This is a genomic window from Scytonema millei VB511283, assembly GCF_000817735.3.
Taxonomy (GTDB): Bacteria; Cyanobacteriota; Cyanobacteriia; order Cyanobacteriales; family Chroococcidiopsidaceae; genus Chroococcidiopsis; species Chroococcidiopsis millei_B.
On record NZ_JTJC03000001.1, the window covers coordinates 1,008,011 to 1,028,530 of the forward strand.

The window sequence follows — 20,520 nt, forward strand, 5'->3', positions numbered from 1 at the left end:
GGGAATGAATGCCCCCTTTTTAAGGGGGTTGGGGGACTCTTGTAGAAAAGCCCTATAAGTATGCCAATGCAATGAACATCACACAGCACATAGAGCGCGGTTGTCATTTATTTCCCGATAAACCTGCACTGATTTTTGAAGGCACGACTTTTACTTATGCTGAGTTAGATCGGCTAGCTAATCGCGTTGCCAACGGGTTGCGAGAATTGGGCGTTCACCGTAGCGATCGCATTGCCTTATTTTTGCCCAATATTCCCGAATTTATCATCTCCTATTTGGGAATTTTGAAACTGGGCGCGATCGCCGTCTCGCTCAATGCCATGCTCAAAAGCAGTGAAGTCAAGTTTATCCTCGACGATTGCGGTGCTAAGGCTGTGGTGACGACAGCAGATCTGGTGAAAAATATTCCCCAACAAGACTTACCGCAGCTCAAACACGTTCTGATTGCTGAAGGTACGGCTACTGAGGGAACTAGCCTCGCCGAACTGATGGCGAATGCTTCACCCAGCGCCCGTGGGATAGAAATGGATCGCTACGCTCCGGCGGCGATCGTCTATACTTCGGGAACGACGGGGTTTCCTAAAGGAGCTACCCTGTCTCATGGTAATTTAATTTCTAACAGCTACTCGCAACAGCATTGTTGTGGAATGCAGGCTGAGGATCGGATCTTACTCTATCTGCCCCTATTCCATTGTTTCGGGCAAAATGCCGTCTTGAATGCCGGACTTAATGCCTGTGCCACGCTGGTATTACACCGCAATTTCGATCTGACGAAAATCCTGAAGTCTGTCACTGACGAACAAATCACCATGTTTTTTGGCGTGCCGTCAGTCTTTCTTGTTTTGCTGAATATGGATTTGCCTAAAGACCAACTCAAGTCAGTGCGGTTTTTCTTTTCTGGTGCTGCACCCCTCCCAACAGAAGTGGCTCAGAAGTGGTACGACAAGTACGGGCTGGTGGTTCATCAAGGCTACGGTTTAACCGAAACATCCCCCTGCGCCAGCTACAACCACGACTATATCTATAAACCTGGGTCGGTTGGGACGGCGATCGAAAATGTGGAAATGAAAATTGTCAACAATGGCAAAGAAGTCGAGCCAGGGGAGATAGGCGAGATCGCGATTCGGGGTCCCAACGTCATGCTCGGTTACTGGAATCGTCCGTTTGAAACCGCCGAAGCGATTAAAAATGGTTGGTTTTACAGTGGCGATATCGGACGCATGGACGAAGACGGCTTCTTTTACATCGTCGATCGCTCTAAGGACATGATCAACGTGGCTGGGTTTAAGGTGTATCCCACGGAAGTTGAAAACGTCATCTACGAACATCCAGCCGTTGCTGAAGTTGCTGTCTATGGCGTACCCGATTTAGAAAAAAGCGAAATCGTCAAAGCCAACATCATTCTGAAGCCGGATTGCAACGTCACCGAAAAACAGATGATTGCTTTCTGCGCTGAAAGAATGGCAGCTTACAAGATGCCAAAAACGATTAAATTTGTCGATTCCATTCCCAAAAACCCCACAGGCAAAGTGTTGAAGCGAGTTTTGCGCGATGAAGCAGCCAACGAAGCCGCGCTGAAAAAAGGCAATGCTGCTGTAGGGGCGATCGCCAAACCAATTCCTTTAGTCGCTACAACATCAGTGCCTAGTAACGATACAAGCGGCGGCGGCGTACTCAAATCGTTGGGGAATATTTTCAAACGCCGAAATTGAGCGACTGAACCGCATTATTGCCATACATCTGTAGGGGCGCACAGCCGTGCGCCCCTACAAGTCGTGTATCTCATCCCATCGCCAACAGCTATTATGAGCCATTCTGCCCAAACAGTTAGATTAGACCAATCCAATTTAGAAGCAGACTATGTAGCACCCCAGAATTCTACCCAAACTCAACTGGTCGAGATCTGGGAACAGCTTTTAGAAATTACGCCCGTCAGCATCAGAGACAACTTTTTTGAGATTGGGGGAGATTCGCTCCTCGCCGTCCGTTTGTTTGCGCAAATCGAGCAAACATTTGGCAAAAGTCTTTCCCTATCTACCTTGCTCCAGTCTCCCACAGTGGAACAACTAGCAAGCGTTCTCGGTGAAACAACATCACCATCTTGGTCTTCGCTCGTACCAATTCAACCAAATGGCTCGAAACCACCGTTCTTTTGCGTTCATGGTAATGGCGCAAACGTGCTTGTGTTTAACGAATTAGCTAACCATTTGGGAACGGAACAGCCTTTTTATGGATTGCAAGCACGCGGGGTGGATGGCAAAGAAGCAGCCCTAGATCGAATTGAAGATATGGCGGCTTTCTACATTCAAGAAATGCGTACCGTCCAGCCAGAAGGACCTTATTTTTTAGGCGGCTTTTCTTCTGGAGGCTTGGTGGCGTATGAGATCGCCCAGCAGTTGCACGCAGAAGGCGAAGAAGTCGCTTTTTTAGGCTTGTTCGATACCTTTGTACCTGGTAGTTTCCCACCAGTATCAATTCCAGAAAGACTAGCACGTCACTGGCGCAACCTTTTCCGACTGGGAGCCAAATATCCTTTAAAAATGCTCAGAAGTGCATGGCTGAGAGTATACAACAAAAATGTTTGTCGGCTATATCAATTATTCAGAATTAACTGGCTGGACTGGCCCTACGAACGGAAAAGAAGATATATAGGAATTTGTATCAGGCGAGCAGTAAAAGCTTACGTACCGCAAGTTTACCCAGGTCAGGTGACTTTGTTTCGCGCTAGCGAACCGCCGATGGGTTGGTACTACATGGGACGAGATTTTCCCACACCCGATGATTGGTACGACCGAGATCCGCAATACGGCTGGGGGAACCTTGTCGGAGAATTGGAAAGCCACGACGTTTCCGGTCATCACGGCTCAATGCTCAAAGAACCTCATGTCGCAGGCTTGACCGAGAAATTAAGAGCTAGCTTAGATGCCGCATTAAATACAGCAGAATTGACTGGGAGTAATCATGTTAGTTGATGCTTTGAAATTACCAGCCGCGACGCTGGTAGAAACAGACATTTGTATTATCGGTGCTGGTGCGGCAGGAATCACCCTCGCACGCGAATTGCGCGATCGCCAAGAACAAGTTTGTTTGCTTGAAAGTGGCGGATTCGACTATGAGGAACAGATTCAATCGCTGTATGCGGGCGAGAATACAGGTCTGCCCTATTTTCCCTTGAAAGAAGCGCGGGGGCGCTATTTTGGCGGTTCGACCAATCTCTGGGGTGGTTGGAGTCGCCCGATGGATGAGATTGACTTCGAGCCTCGTGCTTGGATGCCCTATAGCGGTTGGTGTTTTCCCAAAGCGGAGCTAGATCCCTACTACGAACGGGCGCAAACTGCTTGTCATTTGGGTCCGTTTGAATACGATTTGGCATACTGGCAAGAGGGATTGGCGCAACAGCAACGGCGACAAGTGCCATTTTCGACAGACGAGCTGGCTACTTATCTGTGGCAGATTATCCCATCAACACACTTACGCTTTGGCGACGCTTATCGCGCCGAAATCGAGCAGGCGAGTAATATTACTACCTATCTCCACGCTAATGTGCTGGAGATTGAAACCAACGACAGCGCTCAAGCCGTGACGCGGCTGCGGGTAGCAAGCTCCGATGGGAAACAGTTCTCGGTAGCAGCAAAAGTCTTTGTACTAGCAGCGGGTGGAATTGAAAATCCCCGCTTGTTGTTAGCTTCCAACCGGGTGCAAAGTGGTGGAGTCGGCAACCAATACGATGTGGTGGGCAGATTCTTCATGGAGCATCCCTATTTAATTTCTGGGAAACTACAGCCTTCCCGTCAAATCCCCCTATACACGGGCAGAAATTGTCAGATTGATGAGACATTTGTGGCGACGGCTCTAGGACTATCGAAAGAAGTGCAAGAGCGCGAGCAAATTCTCAACTTCGCCGCGAGACTGATACCTTACGAGGAAGAATGGGTACAAGCCGTGACGCGATTGAAGCGGTTAGGTAAACCGCGCCCGGTAGGACATCAAGCTTTTCCTAAGCTTCAGGAACATAAGGAACACAGGCGGAAGTATTTCCCCAGCATTAAGGAAGGTAACAAGCACAGCAATGATACGACTTTACTTCAAGATCTGACGACGGCGATCGCCAATGTCGATCGGATTGCAGCTAAAGCCTATCAGAAGTTGCTGAAAAAAGGCTCCTCGAAACAGCCGCAATTGTGCGAAACTCACTTAATTGGGGAACAAGCACCGAATCCCGATAGCCGAATTACCCTCAGCCGCGATCGCGATAAATTAGGGATGAATCGCGTCCAGCTTGACTGGCGTTTGAGTCCGATTGACAAGTATACGATTAAGCGATCGCAGCAATTAATTGCGGCAGAATTCGAGCGTTCTGGACTTGGCAAAATGCAAATCGAAATGGGCGACGATGACGCTTCCTGGCGATCGCTGCGCGGTTCGTATCACCACATCGGCACAACTCGCATGAGTCACAACCCCAGGGAAGGTGTGGTTGACGAGCATTGTCAAGTGCATGGAATTCACAACTTATATATCGCTGGTAGTTCCGTTTTCCCCACCAGCGGACTCTCCAATCCTACACTCACGATTGTGGCTCTAGCCATTCGGCTAGCAGATCGAATTCAAGAGCAGATGAGTCGTGCTGAAGCCACAGCAGGAGCGATCGGGTAACTTGCTCGACTCGCTGTTGTGTCGGCGACTGTACCAATTTACTCTTTGACTACGACAAAAGAGATCCCCCCAACCCCCCTTATCAAGGGGGGATCTTGAAGCCCCCTTTTTAAGGGGGTTGGGGGATCTTCCAAGATCTTTGCATCGCTAACCGAGATCCGCGAGTAGGGGCGCACAGCTGTGCGCCCCTACGATTTATGGCGATCTAATGAGAATCGCTATTTAAACGTCAAACGCAAACTGGGTGCATCTAAAAAAGAGTTATGAAACTAAGTGTAATCATCCCCTGTTACAACGAAGCTGGCACTATTTCCGGTCAACTTGAAGCACTAACGACCCAACAGTGGTACGCACCTTGGGAAATTATCATTTCTGATAACGGTTCGACAGATGAAACAGTGGCGATCGCCGAGCAATACCAGGAAAGCTTACCTAACTTACAGATTGTAGACTCATCCGGTCGGCAAGGTGCGGCACACGCCAGAAATGTGGGTGCATCTGTGGCTGCGGGTGAGGCATTGGCTTTTTGCGATGCCGATGATGAGGTAGGTGCTGGATGGGTATCGGCTATGGGTGAAGCGCTCTCCCAGCACGATTTTGTGGCTGGCAAACGCGAGTACACAAAACTCAACGAACCTTGGACGCTTGCGTATCGCCCTCTGACTCAGGTAGATAAGTTGTTGACTAGCCATCCCCCTTATTTACCCCATGCATCTAGCAGCAACCTCGGGATCAAACGCTCGATCCATAAAGCTGTTGGTGGATTTGATGAAACTATGCTCAAAGTCCAAGACACCGACTATTGCTGGAGAGTGCAGCTTGCTGGGATAAAACTCCATTTTGTCCCAGAGGCAGTGGTTCACTACCGCTTGCGCGATCGCCTCAGGGCGATCTACCGTCAGGCGCGCCTTGCCGGAGAGTATAACGTTCTCCTGTACAAAAAATACAAAGCGCTAGGTATGCCTAAGCTTTCTTGGAAGGCAGGCTTAAAGTCTTGGTGGCGTTTATTCAAGCAATTCCCGCAGATTTTTTCTCAGCAAAATCGAACTAAATGGGTGGCACATTTTGCCCGCCGCTGGGGACGATTGCAAGGTTCTATCAAGTATCGAGTTCTAGCCCTCTAGTTTCTGACCGATCTTCAATCCCCCTACCCTTTTGAAAAAGGAATGACACTTGTAGGGGCGCACTGCTGTGCGACCCTACAGAACGTGTGTTTTACCTAATTGAAAACCGCAATAAGTTCGCGATCGAGAAAAATCAAAATTATGAATCATGCGAAGTCATTTGTACTTCCATCAGGGGGGTAATCTGCATTGTTCATCTATTTAAACATGCAGAAAAATGAAGGTATGCTACTTTATCCAAAGTCACAAAAATCCACAGCAAATTCATCGTCTAATTCGCACTATTAAACAACAAAGTCCTAACTCTCTAGTTTTAGTCAATCATGACTTTAGCGTATCTAATTTAGATATAAAAGCAGTAGGCAATTATTCAGGTATCGAAGTAATCAAAAGATATGAGTTGGTCAAAAGAGGCAATTCCTCAATTTTAGAAATTTATTTAGATGCAATTCATTGGTTGCTCGCTCGTGGTTTTCATTTTGATTGGCTAGTCTGTCTTTCCGGTCAAGATTACCCAACTCAACCCATCTCTAAAACTGAGGAGTTTCTGGCTCAAACTGAATACGATGGCTTTATCCGCTATCACGATCCGCTAGCAGAAAAATCCGCTTGGAATGAGAAGAGTATTCAGCGATTTTTTAATCAGTACGTGCAGGTTCCAGAATCAATGAGTTGGCTGCTCAGAAAGTATTCTGGAAAAATTCAACACTACACGCCGCTGATTGTCAAATGGCGATATTCTATGGTCGGAATGAAAACAAAAACTCCGTTCGATCGCAATTTTAAATGTTACAGAGGATGGCACTGGAATACTCTCTCTCAAGCCTGTGTCAAGTTTTTAATGAACTACTTGAACAACCATCCTAAAATCTTGAGGTATTACAAAAAAACGATTGGTCCTGAAGAATCTCTAGTTCAAACTGTGTTAGTCAATAGTCAGCAGTTCAATCTTTGTAATGATGACAAGCGTTATCATGACTATCCTTTAGAGCTTGGAGGTTATGCTAGATTGCTAACTGTTAAAGACTATCCGATCGTCACTAACGGTAGTTTTCATTTTGCCAGAAAATTTGATGCCGAGATAGATAGTGAAATCTTAGACTTACTTGACGCTCAAGTCTTAAATAATTCTCCACATTCACCCGAACATATTTAAAAGAGTAACAGTTGTGACTGAATCTATGGATAGCAGTTTAACTCAAAATATCTGGACTCAAATTGGCAAAATAAGACAACCAGATAAATTACTCGGTTTTCTCGTAACTATCTGGTCGCGCTTTTGGATGAAATTTGCTGGATTAGGCTATTTCGGGCGATTTGCTACTTGGCTTGCTACCTGGTTCATTCCACCCTACTACGAGCGTCGTCGTTTAGCTCAATACAACTCAAAAGGATATATCGCGCCTAGTGCCACCGTGTATCACTCCCAATTGAAACTCGGTGCTAACGTTTTTATTAGCGATCGCGTCTTGATTTTTGAGGATCGCAATAGTGGTTCAGTCAAGTTAGGCGATCGGGTGCGCCTGCATCAGGATGTTTGCATTCAGACGGGGAATGGTGGCAGTTTGCAAATCGGAGACAATACATCCGTTCAGCCCCGCTGTCAGTTTTCAGCCTACAAGTCAGCGATTCAAATTGGTAACAATGTCTTGATTGCACCCAATTGTGCTTTCTATCCCTACGATCACGCGATTGCGCCAGATCTGCCGATCGCGAAGCAACCTTTACAAACCAAAGGAGGCATCGCGATCGAAGATGATGTCTGGTTAGGCTTTGGGGTCATCGTGCTAGATGGGGTACGCATTGGTAAGGGTGCGGTCATTGGTGCTGGTGCAGTTGTGACGCAAGATATACCGGAGGGCGCGATCGCTTTGGGCGTGCCTGCCCGTGTCGTGAAACTGCGCAGTAGTCTAGCAGAGTCAAATCTCGCAACCAGCCCCAGCAATTAGAAGATTAGATTTTTAACCCTAATACATTTCGTTAAGACCAGATCCCCCCTAACCCCCCTTAAAAAGGGGGGAACTCTTGCCCCCGAAGAACTCTTGCCCCCTTCAAAAGGGGGTTGGGGGATCGCCAAGATCTTTGGTTTTGCCCCCGAAGAACTCTTGCCCCCTTCAAAAGGGGGTTGGGGGATCGCCAAGATCTTTGGTCTTGCAACGTAAATGTATTAGGTCTTGTCTGTGTAGCCGCGAATTTGATTCGCCAAATTAATTATGTTTGTTGATGCTAGGACATTACCAGAAGACACAGTCATTGACAGCGAAGTTTGCATCATCGGTACTGGTCCCGCCGGAACTACGCTGGCACATGAGTTTCGCTCGCAGAACTTTCGCGTTTGTTTGCTTGAAAGCGGGGGAACCGAGCTGGATGAAGCCACGCAATCTCTCTCCCAGGGCAGAATAGTTGAAGAAATTAAACAAAAGCTTGACAGGTCTCGCTGTCGTCAGTTTGGTGGTACTGCCAACCGCTGGAGAGATCGAACCGGAGAAAATCACTATAGCGTCAGACTGCTGCCGCTAGACAAAATCGATTTTGAAAAGCGGGATTGGTTGCCATATAGCGGCTGGTCGTTTGATAAATCTCACCTCGATCCGTTTTACGAACGCGCTCAACACTTATGCCGACTGCGACCCTTCGCTTACCATGCGGAGGATTGGGAAGACGATCGCACGCCACGGCTACCTTTAGCTGAGGAGCGGCTGGAAACGACCATGTATCAGTTTGGACCGCGCAACGTCTTCACGCACGAACTCAAAAGCGAAATTGCGCGATCGCCCAACATTACAACTTATCTCCATGCAAATGTTGTCGAGATTGAAACTAATGATACAGCTAAAGCGATAACTCGCGTCCGAGTCGCTTGTTTGTCGGGAAATCAATTTTGGGTAGCCGCTAAAATCTTCGTTCTTGCCACAGGTGGAATTGAAAATGCTCGTTTGTTGCTGCTGTCAAACAAAACTCAAAAGGCTGGATTAGGCAACCAAAACGATCTGGTTGGCAGATTTTTTATGGAACATCCAATTTTTCAAATTGGCGTGTTTCGACCGAAAGATAGACAGTTATTTAATTCAACTGCACTATACGATCTCCGCTGGGCAAATAACATTTTAGTTATGGGCAAACTGAGTTTGACAGACGCAGTGATGCGCCAGTGGCAATTATTAAATACGAGCTTAATTCTCGTTCCTAGATCGTTAGCATACGAGTCACCCGCTGTTAAGTCTCTGAAAACCTTTCTCTCATCAATACGACGGGGCAAATTGCCAGAGGCGCGATCGCATTTGCAAGCAGCAATTAATGGTATAGATGAAATTAAGTCTCATATTTATAGACGCACTTTTAAAATTGAAGAAAACCCCTATAGCATTAGCGAGGGCGGTTGGTCGTATTTTCAAAATAATGAAAAAAGATTTGGTGCGTTTGAAGTTTGGGCGGCTACGGAGCAAATACCGAATCCAGACATTCGAGTCACGCTAGGCGAGGAACGCGATCGCCTGGGACTCAGAAAAATACAACACATCCTCTGGCATTCGAGCGAGCTAGAAATTCAGAGCAACTTGCAAGTACAAGAAATCCTGAGAGAAGAAATTGCTCAAGCCGATCTCGGTCAGTTTCAGTCATGGCGCGAACTGACGGGACGTACTAAACCCAAATACTACGGTGGAATGCATCACATGGGAACAACCCGGATGCACGTCGATCCCAAGCAAGGTGTAGTCGATGAACACTGCTGCATTCATGGCATTGCTAATTTGTACGTGGCAGGCAGTTCTGTTTTTCCTACTGGGGGTGCTGCCAATCCAACTCTGACTATTGTTGCTTTAGCAATGCGGCTGGCAGATCGGATTAAACATGTGATGAAGCTAGATGCGATCGCCATAGGCAACGAGCAGTTGTTGCACGTTCCATAGAGAAAAACAAATACAACTTTATAAAATAGGCAATCTCATGACGATCGCAAATAATTCAGCATATTACGAGATCGATCCACTCAGCGCATTTTCCGAGCGCGGAGTAGATTATGCCAAATATCGACCGACTTACCCACCCAACGTCATCGATACTATTTTGAAAGAACTGGGCGAACCATCGCAGCTAGCAGCAGCAGATGTGGGAGCTGGCACGGGTATAGCCTCGCGGTTGCTAGCAGAGCGCGGTATCCACGTCTGGGCGATCGAGCCGAATACTTCAATGCGCAGCGCCGCCCAAAATCATCCCTTAGTAAAATTCTGCGATGCTAGTGCCGAACACACTCATCTCCCAACCGCATCTGTCGATCTGATTACATCCTTTCAAGCTTTTCACTGGTTTAATCCTCAGCCAACCCTAGCAGAGTTTCACCGCATTCTCAAACCATCTGGACGGCTGGCGATCGCTTGGAATCAACGAGCAGCGGATGACGAATTTTCTGTAGAATTCGATCGCCTCGTGAAAGCATCGATGAGCGAGCTACCAACGACCAAGCCGCAAAACTCAGTCGCTCGGGTCTTGATGTCGAGTCCAAAATTCGGGCGTGTCCGTCGCCATACTTTTACTTACAAGCACGAGTTGGATTTGGTGGGAACAATCGGTTACGCGCTCAGTAAATCATTTGTCCCTCAAGAGGGAGCAGCGCATCGGCAACTGCTTATGGATTTACAAGAATTGCACGCTCGTTGGGCAGACGAACGCGGCATGGTTAGCTTTGTCTACCATACAACCCTTTATCTGGCTCAGCCTCAGCATGGTTTGAATAAACTACGTAGGCTTTTTTCTAATTGGCTGATAGCAGGGAGCAGGGAGTAGAGAGCAGGGAGCAGGGAGCAGGGAGCAGGGAGCAGGGAGCTGAGGGAGCAAAAAACAACCGTCTTCACGTAGCTTGCTTCCCCGAAGGGGTAGTGTAGCGAGCGCGTTTACCGTCAACCGTCAACAATCAACTACCAATTACCAACTACCAACTACCAACTACCATCACTGCAGGCTTCTCTAAGGGCGGGTTTACCCGAACTCTTTATTGGAGTCAATATAGCTGGTGAACCCGCCCTTACAACTCCTTCATTTTGACTTTTGACTTTTGACTTTTGACTTTTGACTTATTTTGCTCAGTTTTGGCGATCGCGCAATCGCAACCAATATCTAGAAATCATATATCTAGAAATCACATGCATATCAAACTTCCCACGCCAGTTCGCAATTTTTTAGTCGCTACGAGTTTTTGGAAAGAATATTATTTTATCCTGCGCGAGTTCAAGCACTTTCGGCAAATTGCAATTCTGGCAGCAGTTTTCACGTTGTCAGCGGCAGTTTTGGAGGGCTTTGGAGTTGGGTTTATCTTAGCTGTCTTACATAGCGTACTCAATCCCAACGCCAAACCAATTCAAACTGGGGTGGGCTGGTTTGATGTGTGGATTTTAGCGGTCAACGCTTCTGCCAGCGAGCGACTCTTCCGCTCGTCTGCTTTAGTTTTGCTCACAACTCTACTGCGGTTGGGCTTGACGTACTTAGGACGGCTTTACGTTTTTACGGCTCAGTATACTTTAGGATATCGGTTAAGCTTGCGAGTTTTTGAGCAGTTGCAAGCACTCAGCTTGAGTTTTTTCACCAAGACCCGTGCGGGAAATTTAGTTAACAGCCTGACGAGCGAAGTCAATCAAATTACGATGGCTTTTGATGTCCTGGCTACTTTTTTCACGCGGGGTTCGACTCTCATAGCATATACGCTCTCCATGTTCATGCTGTCCTGGCAGCTGATGCTGATTACAGCCATGCTGTTCGGCTTGCTATCAGTAGGGATAACAAGTCTATTAGGACAAATCCGAGAAGCGAGTTTTGCCACCACAAAGGCTCGACGCTGGTATGTTTCAGTAGCGTTGGAATTTATCAATGGGATTCGCACCGTTCAAGCTTTCGCTGCCCAAGACTTCGAGCGCAAGCGATTTCAGGATGCAAGTTTGCAACTATTGCAAGCTAGTACTAAGTCCAGGGCTGCCCAGGCGTTAGTAGAACCTGTCTCAGAAGGGATAGCTACTTTTATCTTGTTTGGCATTTTGTTCTTAGCGTTTGCTGTCTTAATTCCAAATGGACAACTGCAACCAGCAGGATTGCTGACATTTTTGTTTGTCTTGTTACGTCTGATGCCAATTCGCCGTCAATTGGATGGAGCCAGGGCAAAGCTCAGCAGTTTTCAGGGATCGTTCAGCAATGTTAAAGAGCTGTTGCGGACTGATAATAAAACGTATTTACGCAACGGCAAACTTCAGTTTTCCAAGTTACAGCGAGCAATTGAGTTTGTGTCTGTAGATTTTGGTTACGACAAGAAACATACAGTATTGCATAACATCAAACTGACGATTAACCGTGGTGAGATGACAGCACTAGTTGGATCTTCTGGTGCTGGCAAAACGACATTAGCAGATTTAATTCCGCGATTTTACGACCCAACCCAAGGGCAAATCTTCATTGATGGTATCGATCTGCAAGAATATGACATTAAATCGCTGCGTCGCAAGCTAGCTGTAGTCAGTCAGGATACGTTTATTTTCAATGCTTCCGTGCGAGACAATATTGCCTACGCTTTAGAAGAGGTAGATGAAGAAGCGGTTTGGGAAGCGGCTCGACTGGCTAACGCGCTGGAATTCATCCAGAAACTACCTGAAGGCTTTGATACTCAATTGGGAGAACGGGGAGTACGATTATCTGGGGGTCAGCGCCAGCGGTTGGCGATCGCCCGTGCCTTGTTACGCGACCCAGATATTTTGATTTTAGACGAGGCGACGAGTGCTTTAGACTCCGTTTCCGAACGGCTGATTCAAGAGTCATTAGAAAAGCTATCTCAAGGGCGCACGGTGATTGCGATCGCTCACAGGCTTTCAACTATCGTTCGCGCCGATAAGGTCGTCGTGTTAGAACAAGGACGAATTCTCGAACAAGGAACCTATCAAGAGTTGCTGCAACAGCGCGGCAATCTCTGGAAATATCATCAAATGCAACATGAAGTCAGTCAGCTTAGTTAACACCAGATTTTGGTAATTGGTGGCTAACAGTTAACTGTTAACTGTTAACTGTTAACTGTTAGCTGTTAAGTGCGACTTGCAACTTGTGACTTGTCTCTACATCCCACACTCTATTTCAACTCAGGACTGAAATCACCGTGTCAACAGATACAAGAGCAATCAAAATTCTACTATATGGAAAGTCTTTTCCGGTTAATTACCGTTCTAAAGTTTTGATCGATCTGCTTCAGCGATCGCACTACTGTGTTGCTCAATTTAACCCTGACTTTTATTGGACGAGCAACAAGTTCTTAGCTATATTTGCTTGGATCGATCTTTTTGTGAAGGCTATCTTTGCCGATGTCATATATTTGCTGCCCAAAAATACCATTTATATTAAAAATGCTCTTTGGGTAGCAAAGCTTCTACGGAAAAAATTAATTGTAGAGATGCATATCTCGCTTTACGACAATTATGTAAAAGAATACAAAACGATTCAAATCGATGATAAAAAAGCCAAAGCCTTTAAAGAGTTCGATATCTTGGCTCTCACGAAATCGGATTATTTGATCCATAGTGCCGATTACGAATTAGTATATTGGGAAAAACTACTCGATATTCATGTCGATCGCGGTAAGGTTTTTATTGCTCCTAACTGCAATACTTCTACCACGCTACTGCACCAAAGAAGTTTCATGCAGGATGGCGTACTTAAAATTTGCTGGTGGGGAACGTTTATTCCGCTGCACGGCATAGATAAGATCTTGCAAGCAATGCAAACTTTAAAGGAAAAAGAAGTTAAGTTTACTTGCAATTTATTTGGTGTAGATCGACCTATTTTCTCCACATATACTGAGAAGATTCAGCTAGCAAATCTTGGAGATTGTGTTTTTCTCAGAAAAGATCTCAACTTCGCTGATGGCTCTTTACCTAAATATTTAGTTGAGAACTGCGATCTAGCATTAGGTATTTTTGGAGATGGAGATGCAGCACGCCATGCTCTCCCAAATAAATTGAATGAAGCTCTTGCTATGAGACTGCCGATTTTAACTATGAATGCTCCTGCCTTGACCGAATTTTTTAACCCTGAAGTAGACTTTTGGACATGCGAACCTACGGCTGAGTCAATTGTCATGTCAATTTTAAATATTATTCATGGCGTAGCGTATCCTGTCGATTGGGAGCAGAGTCGTCAAAAAGTTGTCAATACATTCAATGCTGTACGGTATCAAGAAGTCTTGAAACAAGTATTAGGGAAAGCTACCCCTAATATATTACCAAAAGAAAATCAGAATTCTGAAAGTGGAGTCTTAACAACTGGTCGGGCTGCACTTAATTAAATTAAGTGCTAAACTCATCGATACTTCTTTGCCTAAAATCAAAAACTTGCGTAGTATCTTGAAGCAAAGTTATAGGATTTCTCACCAGCTATTCCAATCATAAACGCACTGTCAAACAACTAAAAGCTTCGATTGTAAAAAATTTAGATGGGAGATTGGACAAACTAAAGCTTAGTAGAGAGATACAGCATTATGGATTTTGTCAACGATCTGTCTTTGTCAAAGTGGCTATGTAGGAAAGAAGTTGTAGTAACAAAATTGGTGGAATGGATTCCATTTTCGATTTTAAAAATGCCAATCTATCGCACTATCTTGGCGCGATTAGGTACATCTGCTCAAATTCATCGAGGCGTTCAACTTTTGCGTCCTCATGGAATCGAAATTGGCAACAGAACTACGCTTGAGTCTGGAGTTATCTTAAAAAACGTCGGAAAACATAGCAAAATCTGGATTGGAGATTCGGTAACTCTTGAGTCTGGCGTTCGCTTAAAAAGCTCCGCTCACAATAGCAGAATTCGGATCGGAGATGGGACATTAATTGAACGTGGAGTTGATATCAAAGTTCATCCTCTGGGTACGATTGAGATTGGCGCAAATACTCACATTGGACCTTATACATGTTTGTCTGGTAAATCTATCAGCATTGGGAACAACTGTTTGATTGCTTCTCATGGCGGAATTTATGCTGGCAATCATAATTTTTCGGATTGTACTCGTCCCATTAGAGGACAAGGAATTATTTACAAAGAAAAGGGAATTGCGATCGAGGATGATTGCTGGCTGGGTAGTGGAGTCAGAGTTGTTGATGGAGTAACCATTGGTAGAGGAAGTGTCATTGGAGCCGGAGCTGTGGTAACTAAAGATATTCCACCTTACTCTGTGGCAGTGGGTGTACCTGCTAAGGTAATTTCTCAACGACATGATGCTGACAACAAATTGTAGAGATAAAGCACTGCTTGAAATCTCAAGATGAGGACGGAGAGTTCGGGTTTAGTTATAGACATTCATTGCAATTTTTTTGGAGAAATTCATGAAATTTATCGAAACAAAACTCAAAGGCGCATTCATTATTGACTTAGACGAGCGAGTTGACAATAGAGGTTTCTTTGCTCGAACTTTTTGCATGAAGGAATTTATCGACCACGGATTAAAGCCAACTGTCGCTCAGTGTAATTTGTCTTTTAATTACAAAAAAGGCACGCTCAGGGGGATGCACTATCAAACTCCCCCAGCTACAGAAACTAAGTTAGTCCGGTGTACTCAAGGTGCAATTTACGACGTAATTATCGATATGCGTCCTGATTCTCCGACATATTTGTCACATATTGGCGTAGAACTCTCGGCAGAAAATCGCAGAGCTTTATACGTACCGGATTTGTTTGCTCATGGCTATCAAACCCTCACGCCTAATGCTGAAGTCGTGTATCAAGTGAGCGAGTTTTACACTCCAGGTTCCGAAAAAGGACTGCGCTACAACGATCCGGCGCTGGCGATTGAGTGGCGCTTACCTGTGAGCGAGATTTCGCCTAAAGATGCAACTTGGTCTTTACTGTTAGAACCCGCGAGTGTAGGAGTCTAGAGTTGAGCGCGATTAACGGTACTGAAGCTACCGAAATTTTGCGTGGCGATCGCCAAAATGACATCATCAATGGAGCTGGAGGCGACGATACTATTGATGGTGGAGCAGGTAACGATATTCTCATCGGAGGCAAGGGGAAAGACCGACTGATTGGTGGTGACGGTATCGATACCGTAGATTACAGCCAATCCAGCAGGGGAATTATAGCCGATCTCAACCGAGGTGTTATCTTAGCGCCGATATACGGAACATCAAGAACGCCGAGAATTATGCCCCTTGGCGATTCCAAGACCGCAGGCGGACACCGTGTCGAACCGACTCCAGGAGCCTACCGGATTCAGTTGTGGCAAAATTTCGTGGCGGATGGTTTGAGCATAGATTTTGTGGGTTCGCTATCCAATGGACCTAGCAGTCTCGGCGATCGAGACCATGAAGGACATGGCGGGTGGACGACTGATGAGATTTCTGCTTTACTCGACACAGGTATACTTAAGACCTATCAGCCGCACATTATACTATTGACGATTGGCACGAACGACACGGGAACGAGTTCTGTCAATGAAATGTATGGCGATCTGAGCCGCCTGATCGACCGCATTGCTGAGCAGTCACCCAACACGCAGATTTTTGTTTCTTCCATTGCACCGATCGATCCAAATGGATCTAAAGGTGTAAAACCAGAAGCAGCAGAAAACGCTGAAGACTTTAACGCTCTGCTTCCCCAACTGGTTAACAACAAAGTTAGCCAAGGTAAAAAAGTTGCTTTTGTAGATGCAGAGGGTAGTTTAACCATTGACGATCTCGGGTCAGATGGCGTTCACCCCAGTTATCAAGGCTACAAAAAAATTGGGAATAAATGGTATGACGCGCTCGTGGAGCGCGACACTATCAGCAGCGTCGAAAACGTGATTGGTACGGCTTATAAGGATAAATTATTAGGTAATGTTAGTAATAACGTCCTAGAAGGTGCTGCAAGTAGGGATATTCTGACTGGGGGTGGGGGTATAGATACCTTTATCTATCGATCGCCTCAACATGGTAACGATACCATTACCGATTTTGGTACAGATGACTTTTTCCAATTCTCTGCTGCTTATTTTGGTGGTGGTTTAGTTGCGGGTACGCCTTTGAGCTTGACGGAAGCAACAACAGGTGTTTTTGTCAGCAGCGATAATCCCCTTGCTCTGGGTACGAGCGCCAATTTTCTCTACAATACTGCCACGGGCATTCTGAGTTTTGACCAAGATGGAGTTGGGATTGATGCAGCCATGACCATAGCCAGACTCAGGAGCTTACCCAGTTTAAATTGGGAGCAAATTCAAATTATTGCTTAATTTCGGTAAAACTGAAGCATAACGTGCGAAACTACTCTTCGCCGGGTTGATTCTGTAAATATCTAGCTGTTACATCTATCTATAGATGTAATTTTGCGGATAGAACAGTCAACCAGTAAGTGTGGGGAGTAGAGTTTTGCCAGAAATATTTGGTACTAAAGCTGCTGACAATTTGCAGGGCAATGCCCAGGACAGTATCATCTATGGATTAGAAGGCGATGACACGCTTATCGGAGGGACTGGCAATGACATTTTGATTGGTGGTACGGGCAAAGACGCTTTAGATGGTGGCGCGGGAATCGACACGGTTAGTTATTTTAACGCTACCAGTGGTGTTACCGTCGATCTAAATGCGGACGTAGCGACGCGCACAGCCAAGTTGATGCCCCTGGGTGACTCGATTACCTATGGTTTTGTCAGTGATGTAAATCCTGACTCAGGCGGCTATCGCCTGAAGTTGTCGGAGTTATTGCAGGCTAATGGAATTAATATAGATTTTGTCGGTTCCCTATCCAATGGACCTACAACCCTCAGCGATAAAGACCATGAAGGACATAGCGGTTGGACGATCGACCAGATCGACGGCAAAGTTAATGAATGGCTGAATACTTCCCAACCAGATGTCGTTCTATTAACGATTGGCACAAATGACACCTACGGAGATTCTGTAGGGCAAATGTCCCAAGAGCTGAGCAATTTAATTGACAAAATCGTCCAGTATTCCCCAGATACTTATGTATTTGTAGCCACCATTCCACCGACCAACAACCAGGAACGGGTACAAAAGATAGCGGAGTATAATGCTGCCATTCCTGGGATTGTGGAGCAAAAGCGATCGGAGGGCAAACAAGTTAAGTTCGTCGATATGAGTTCTCTGACGACGGACGATATATCTAGACCACCAGATGACAACGGACTGCATCCCACGACTACAGGTTACAGTAAGATTGCGAGTTTATGGTACGAAGCCCTACAAGATTTAGGTATAAGCCAAGGTACGTTCACAGTCGATCGCGACACGCTCGTTAATATCGAATACATTGACGGCTCTAGATACAATGACACGCTAATCGGGAATGCGGTGGGAAATGCGATCGCGGGCAACGCTGGGGCGGATGTGCTAACTGGCGGTGGTGGAAGAGATGTTTTCGTGTATCGCTCCTATACAGATGGCGGCGATACGATTACTGACTTTAACGCCACCGACGATTTAATTCAAATCTCTGCTAGCGGTTTTGGTGGTGGTTTAACAGCTGGGGTAACGTTAAGTTTGACTGCTGCTGCTACTGGCACGTTTGTTAGTGGTAACAATCCCCAGTCTCTCGGCAATAATGCCAACTTTTTATACGATACCGCTACAGGTATATTGAGTTTTGATGCGGATGGTATTGGTACGAATTCAGCTGTCACCATAGCTCAGTTCAGTGGCTTACCTAACCTAAATCCAACTCAAATTAGTATAGTGGCGTAGTTGAGGCGATCGCCAAGTCAGACTCTTGCAGGAGGGGCTTTTTGTCCCTTTTTTTGTATTTCATCATTCCAGCTTTACTGCTTGGGAACCATAAACCAAAAATCACTTTCAATCAATGTTAGAGATGTGTAAACGATATAGCTGAACCATGTCAGCAACCATACTTCAATTCCACTCAAGACCGGAATGCCAAAATCTCCTGTAGAAACACTATGAAATTATTCCACCAGAATTGCTTTATTTTTATCTGCGGCAAGATACCTATATAACTGCAAGGGCGGGTTTTGAGTAAAGATTTACTGCTGTGGTTGTGAGTCTTTTCGCTAAACCCGCCCCTACTTGTACGGGCGGGTTTTGACCGAAGACTAACTATCTCAGTCGTCCATCGATCTAAACCCGCCCCTACAACAACTGATAACTGATAACTGATAACTGATAACTGAATTAAGGAACATACATCATGATCGTTGTCGATCGCGCTTTACAAGCACGGGCAGAAGCAGGCAACCCCGTTCGCGTGGGGATGATTGGTGCTGGCTTTATGGGACGAGGTATTGCCAACCAAATTATCAATTCCGTCCCAGGTATGGAATTGGTAGCGATTTTTAACCGCGATGTCGAGAAAGCCATGCGTGCTTATCGCGAGGCGGGAATAGAAGACGCGAAAGCTGTCCAGACTGTATCTGGCTTAGAAGCAGCGATCGCCGCCAGACAGTATGCAGTCACAGATGATGCAATGCTGTTGTGTCAAGCTACGGGCATTGATGCTTTGATTGAAGTCACGGGCGCGGTAGAATTTGGGGCGCATGTCGTTATGAAGGCGATCGCCCACCGCAAGCATGTCATTATGATGAATGCGGAACTCGACGGGACGATCGGTCCTATCCTCAAAGTCTATGCCGATCGCGCTGGGGTTATCCTCTCGGCTTGCGATGGCGACCAACCAGGCGTGCAGATGAATCTTTACCGTTTTGTCAAGAGTATCGGTTTAACTCCGCTAGTCTGCGGCAACATTAAAGGACTGCAAGATCCTTACCGCAATCCTACCACCCAAGCGGGTTTTGCTCAGCGTTGGGGACAAAACCCTTGTATGGTAACGAGTTTTGCTGACGGAACCAAGATTTCCTTCGAGCAGGCGATCGTGGCTAACGCTACAGGTATGCAAGTTGCCAAGCGCGGGATGTTGGGCTACTACCATGACGGTCATGTAGATGAAATGACATCTAAATACGATCTCGACCAATTAAAAGCATTAGGTGGGATTGTCGATTATGCCGTTGGTGCTAAACCCGGTCCAGGGGTGTATGTCTTTGGAACTCACGACGACCCGAAACAGAGACACTATCTCAATCTCTACAAGTTGGGCGAAGGTCCTCTCTACAGTTTTTATACTCCCTACCACCTCTGCCATTTTGAAGTTCCCTTATCAGTAGCGCGGGCGGTTTTATGTCAAGATCCTGTCATGACTCCGATTGCTGGTGCTGTAGTCGAAGTCGTCACCACTGCCAAAATCGACCTCAAAGCTGGAGAAACTCTCGATGGCATTGGCGAGTACATGACTTACGGACAATGCGAAAATGCCGACGTGGTGCGATCGCAAAATCTTTTACCAATGGGTTTGGCTGTTGGTTGTCGCTTGAAGCGAGATTTGCCAAAAGATAAAGTTCTCACTTACGACGACGTAGAACTACCTACAGGTAGACTGTGCGATCGATTACGGGCAGAACAAGAAGCGCATTTCGGCATTCAGCCAACCGCAAAATCTCCTGTAGCAGTGTAAAGGAGAATTCGGAATTCGGAATTCGGAATTCGGAATCAGTTGTGACTCGCGACTTATCTTGCTCCGCGACTCTCTCTTTCCTCGACGACTGAACGGGCGGGTTTTGTAGCGAAGAAAAACTGCCGGAGTTGTCTATCTATTTGTTAAACCCGCCCCTACGACTGAACGGGCGGGTTTTGACCGAAGAAAAACTGCCTGATAGCAATTCTCGATTGCGTGCGTGACATCTGTAGGGGCGCACAGCCGTGCGCCCCTACGGTCGTGT

The 20,520-nt window shown here is 46.2% G+C and carries 16 protein-coding genes; all 16 read left to right on the top strand.

Annotated elements, in window-relative coordinates; all coding sequences use genetic code 11:
- The first annotated feature begins 71 nt into the window (after window positions 1–71).
- The 16 genes from QH73_RS04530 to QH73_RS04600 all read left to right on the top strand — a co-directional run bounded on the left by QH73_RS04530 (window position 72) and on the right by QH73_RS04600 (window position 20,255).
- Window positions 72–1,712 carry a class I adenylate-forming enzyme family protein gene (locus QH73_RS04530; protein WP_015152808.1) on the top strand — a complete coding sequence of 547 codons (1,641 nt, stop codon included), beginning with the start codon at window positions 72–74 and terminating at the stop codon, window positions 1,710–1,712.
- Window positions 1,713–1,805: 93 nt separating this feature from the next.
- The gene (locus tag QH73_RS04535; RefSeq protein WP_039715407.1) at window positions 1,806–2,972 is read left to right on the top strand and encodes a thioesterase domain-containing protein; all 1,167 of its coding nucleotides are present in this window, start codon (window positions 1,806–1,808) and stop codon (window positions 2,970–2,972) included.
- Complete coding sequence (locus QH73_RS04540; protein ID WP_039715408.1) at window positions 2,962–4,656, top strand: FAD-dependent oxidoreductase; 1,695 nt, start codon at window positions 2,962–2,964, stop codon at window positions 4,654–4,656. Before QH73_RS04535 ends, QH73_RS04540 begins: the two co-directional genes overlap by 11 nt.
- A 263-nt stretch (window positions 4,657–4,919) precedes the next feature.
- Window positions 4,920–5,780, top strand: a complete 861-nt coding sequence (locus QH73_RS04545) for a glycosyltransferase family 2 protein (protein WP_039715409.1) — start codon at window positions 4,920–4,922, stop codon at window positions 5,778–5,780.
- Between the two features lie 217 nt (window positions 5,781–5,997).
- Window positions 5,998–6,936: a beta-1,6-N-acetylglucosaminyltransferase gene (locus QH73_RS04550; protein ID WP_039715410.1), complete on the top strand. Its 939-nt coding sequence runs from the start codon at window positions 5,998–6,000 to the stop codon at window positions 6,934–6,936.
- 13 nt (window positions 6,937–6,949) lie between these two features.
- A complete protein-coding gene (locus QH73_RS28610) occupies window positions 6,950–7,729 on the top strand; it encodes an acyltransferase (protein ID WP_309476447.1) in 780 nt (259 codons plus the stop codon).
- A 264-nt stretch (window positions 7,730–7,993) separates the two neighbouring features.
- Window positions 7,994–9,691, top strand: coding sequence for a GMC oxidoreductase (locus QH73_RS04560; RefSeq protein WP_039715411.1), 1,698 nt, complete (start codon window positions 7,994–7,996; stop codon window positions 9,689–9,691).
- Window positions 9,692–9,728: 37 nt separating this feature from the next.
- The gene (locus tag QH73_RS04565; protein WP_039715412.1) at window positions 9,729–10,565 is read left to right on the top strand and encodes a class I SAM-dependent methyltransferase; all 837 of its coding nucleotides are present in this window, start codon (window positions 9,729–9,731) and stop codon (window positions 10,563–10,565) included.
- Complete coding sequence (locus QH73_RS28615; RefSeq protein ID WP_286194038.1) at window positions 10,538–10,663, top strand: hypothetical protein; 126 nt, start codon at window positions 10,538–10,540, stop codon at window positions 10,661–10,663. The genes QH73_RS04565 and QH73_RS28615 overlap by 28 nt, the downstream gene beginning before the upstream one ends.
- 258 nt (window positions 10,664–10,921) lie before the next feature.
- The gene (gene hepA, locus QH73_RS04570) at window positions 10,922–12,772 is read left to right on the top strand and encodes a heterocyst formation ABC transporter subunit HepA (protein WP_039715413.1); all 1,851 of its coding nucleotides are present in this window, start codon (window positions 10,922–10,924) and stop codon (window positions 12,770–12,772) included.
- 137 nt (window positions 12,773–12,909) lie between these two features.
- A complete protein-coding gene (locus QH73_RS04575; RefSeq protein ID WP_039715414.1) occupies window positions 12,910–14,091 on the top strand; it encodes a glycosyltransferase in 1,182 nt (393 codons plus the stop codon).
- Window positions 14,092–14,373: 282 nt separating this feature from the next.
- Window positions 14,374–15,033, top strand: a complete 660-nt coding sequence (locus tag QH73_RS28620; RefSeq protein ID WP_374189014.1) for an acyltransferase — start codon at window positions 14,374–14,376, stop codon at window positions 15,031–15,033.
- Window positions 15,034–15,121: 88 nt separating this feature from the next.
- Window positions 15,122–15,670, top strand: a complete 549-nt coding sequence (gene rfbC, locus QH73_RS04585; RefSeq protein WP_039715416.1) for a dTDP-4-dehydrorhamnose 3,5-epimerase — start codon at window positions 15,122–15,124, stop codon at window positions 15,668–15,670.
- 2 nt (window positions 15,671–15,672) lie between these two features.
- The gene (locus tag QH73_RS04590; protein WP_052290014.1) at window positions 15,673–17,004 is read left to right on the top strand and encodes a GDSL-type esterase/lipase family protein; all 1,332 of its coding nucleotides are present in this window, start codon (window positions 15,673–15,675) and stop codon (window positions 17,002–17,004) included.
- A 136-nt stretch (window positions 17,005–17,140) separates the two neighbouring features.
- A complete protein-coding gene (locus QH73_RS28625; protein ID WP_052290015.1) occupies window positions 17,141–18,475 on the top strand; it encodes a GDSL-type esterase/lipase family protein in 1,335 nt (444 codons plus the stop codon).
- Window positions 18,476–18,935: 460 nt separating this feature from the next.
- Complete coding sequence (locus tag QH73_RS04600; protein WP_039715417.1) at window positions 18,936–20,255, top strand: NAD(P)H-dependent oxidoreductase; 1,320 nt, start codon at window positions 18,936–18,938, stop codon at window positions 20,253–20,255.
- The last annotated feature ends 265 nt before the right edge of the window (window positions 20,256–20,520 follow it).

Excerpts from the sequence above, each read along its gene's own strand:
- QH73_RS04540 (WP_039715408.1), top strand. The coding sequence starts at position 2,962 with ATGTTAGTTGATGCTTTGAAATTACCAGCCGCGACGCTGGTAGAAACA.
- QH73_RS04565 (WP_039715412.1), top strand. The coding sequence starts at position 9,729 with ATGACGATCGCAAATAATTCAGCATATTACGAGATCGATCCACTCAGC.
- hepA (WP_039715413.1), top strand. The coding sequence starts at position 10,922 with ATGCATATCAAACTTCCCACGCCAGTTCGCAATTTTTTAGTCGCTACG.
- QH73_RS04560 (WP_039715411.1), top strand. The coding sequence starts at position 7,994 with ATGTTTGTTGATGCTAGGACATTACCAGAAGACACAGTCATTGACAGC.
- rfbC (WP_039715416.1), top strand. The coding sequence starts at position 15,122 with ATGAAATTTATCGAAACAAAACTCAAAGGCGCATTCATTATTGACTTA.
- QH73_RS04545 (WP_039715409.1), top strand. The coding sequence starts at position 4,920 with ATGAAACTAAGTGTAATCATCCCCTGTTACAACGAAGCTGGCACTATT.
- QH73_RS04600 (WP_039715417.1), top strand. The coding sequence starts at position 18,936 with ATGATCGTTGTCGATCGCGCTTTACAAGCACGGGCAGAAGCAGGCAAC.
- QH73_RS04550 (WP_039715410.1), top strand. The coding sequence starts at position 5,998 with ATGAAGGTATGCTACTTTATCCAAAGTCACAAAAATCCACAGCAAATT.
- QH73_RS04535 (WP_039715407.1), top strand. The coding sequence starts at position 1,806 with ATGAGCCATTCTGCCCAAACAGTTAGATTAGACCAATCCAATTTAGAA.
- QH73_RS04530 (WP_015152808.1), top strand. The coding sequence starts at position 72 with ATGAACATCACACAGCACATAGAGCGCGGTTGTCATTTATTTCCCGAT.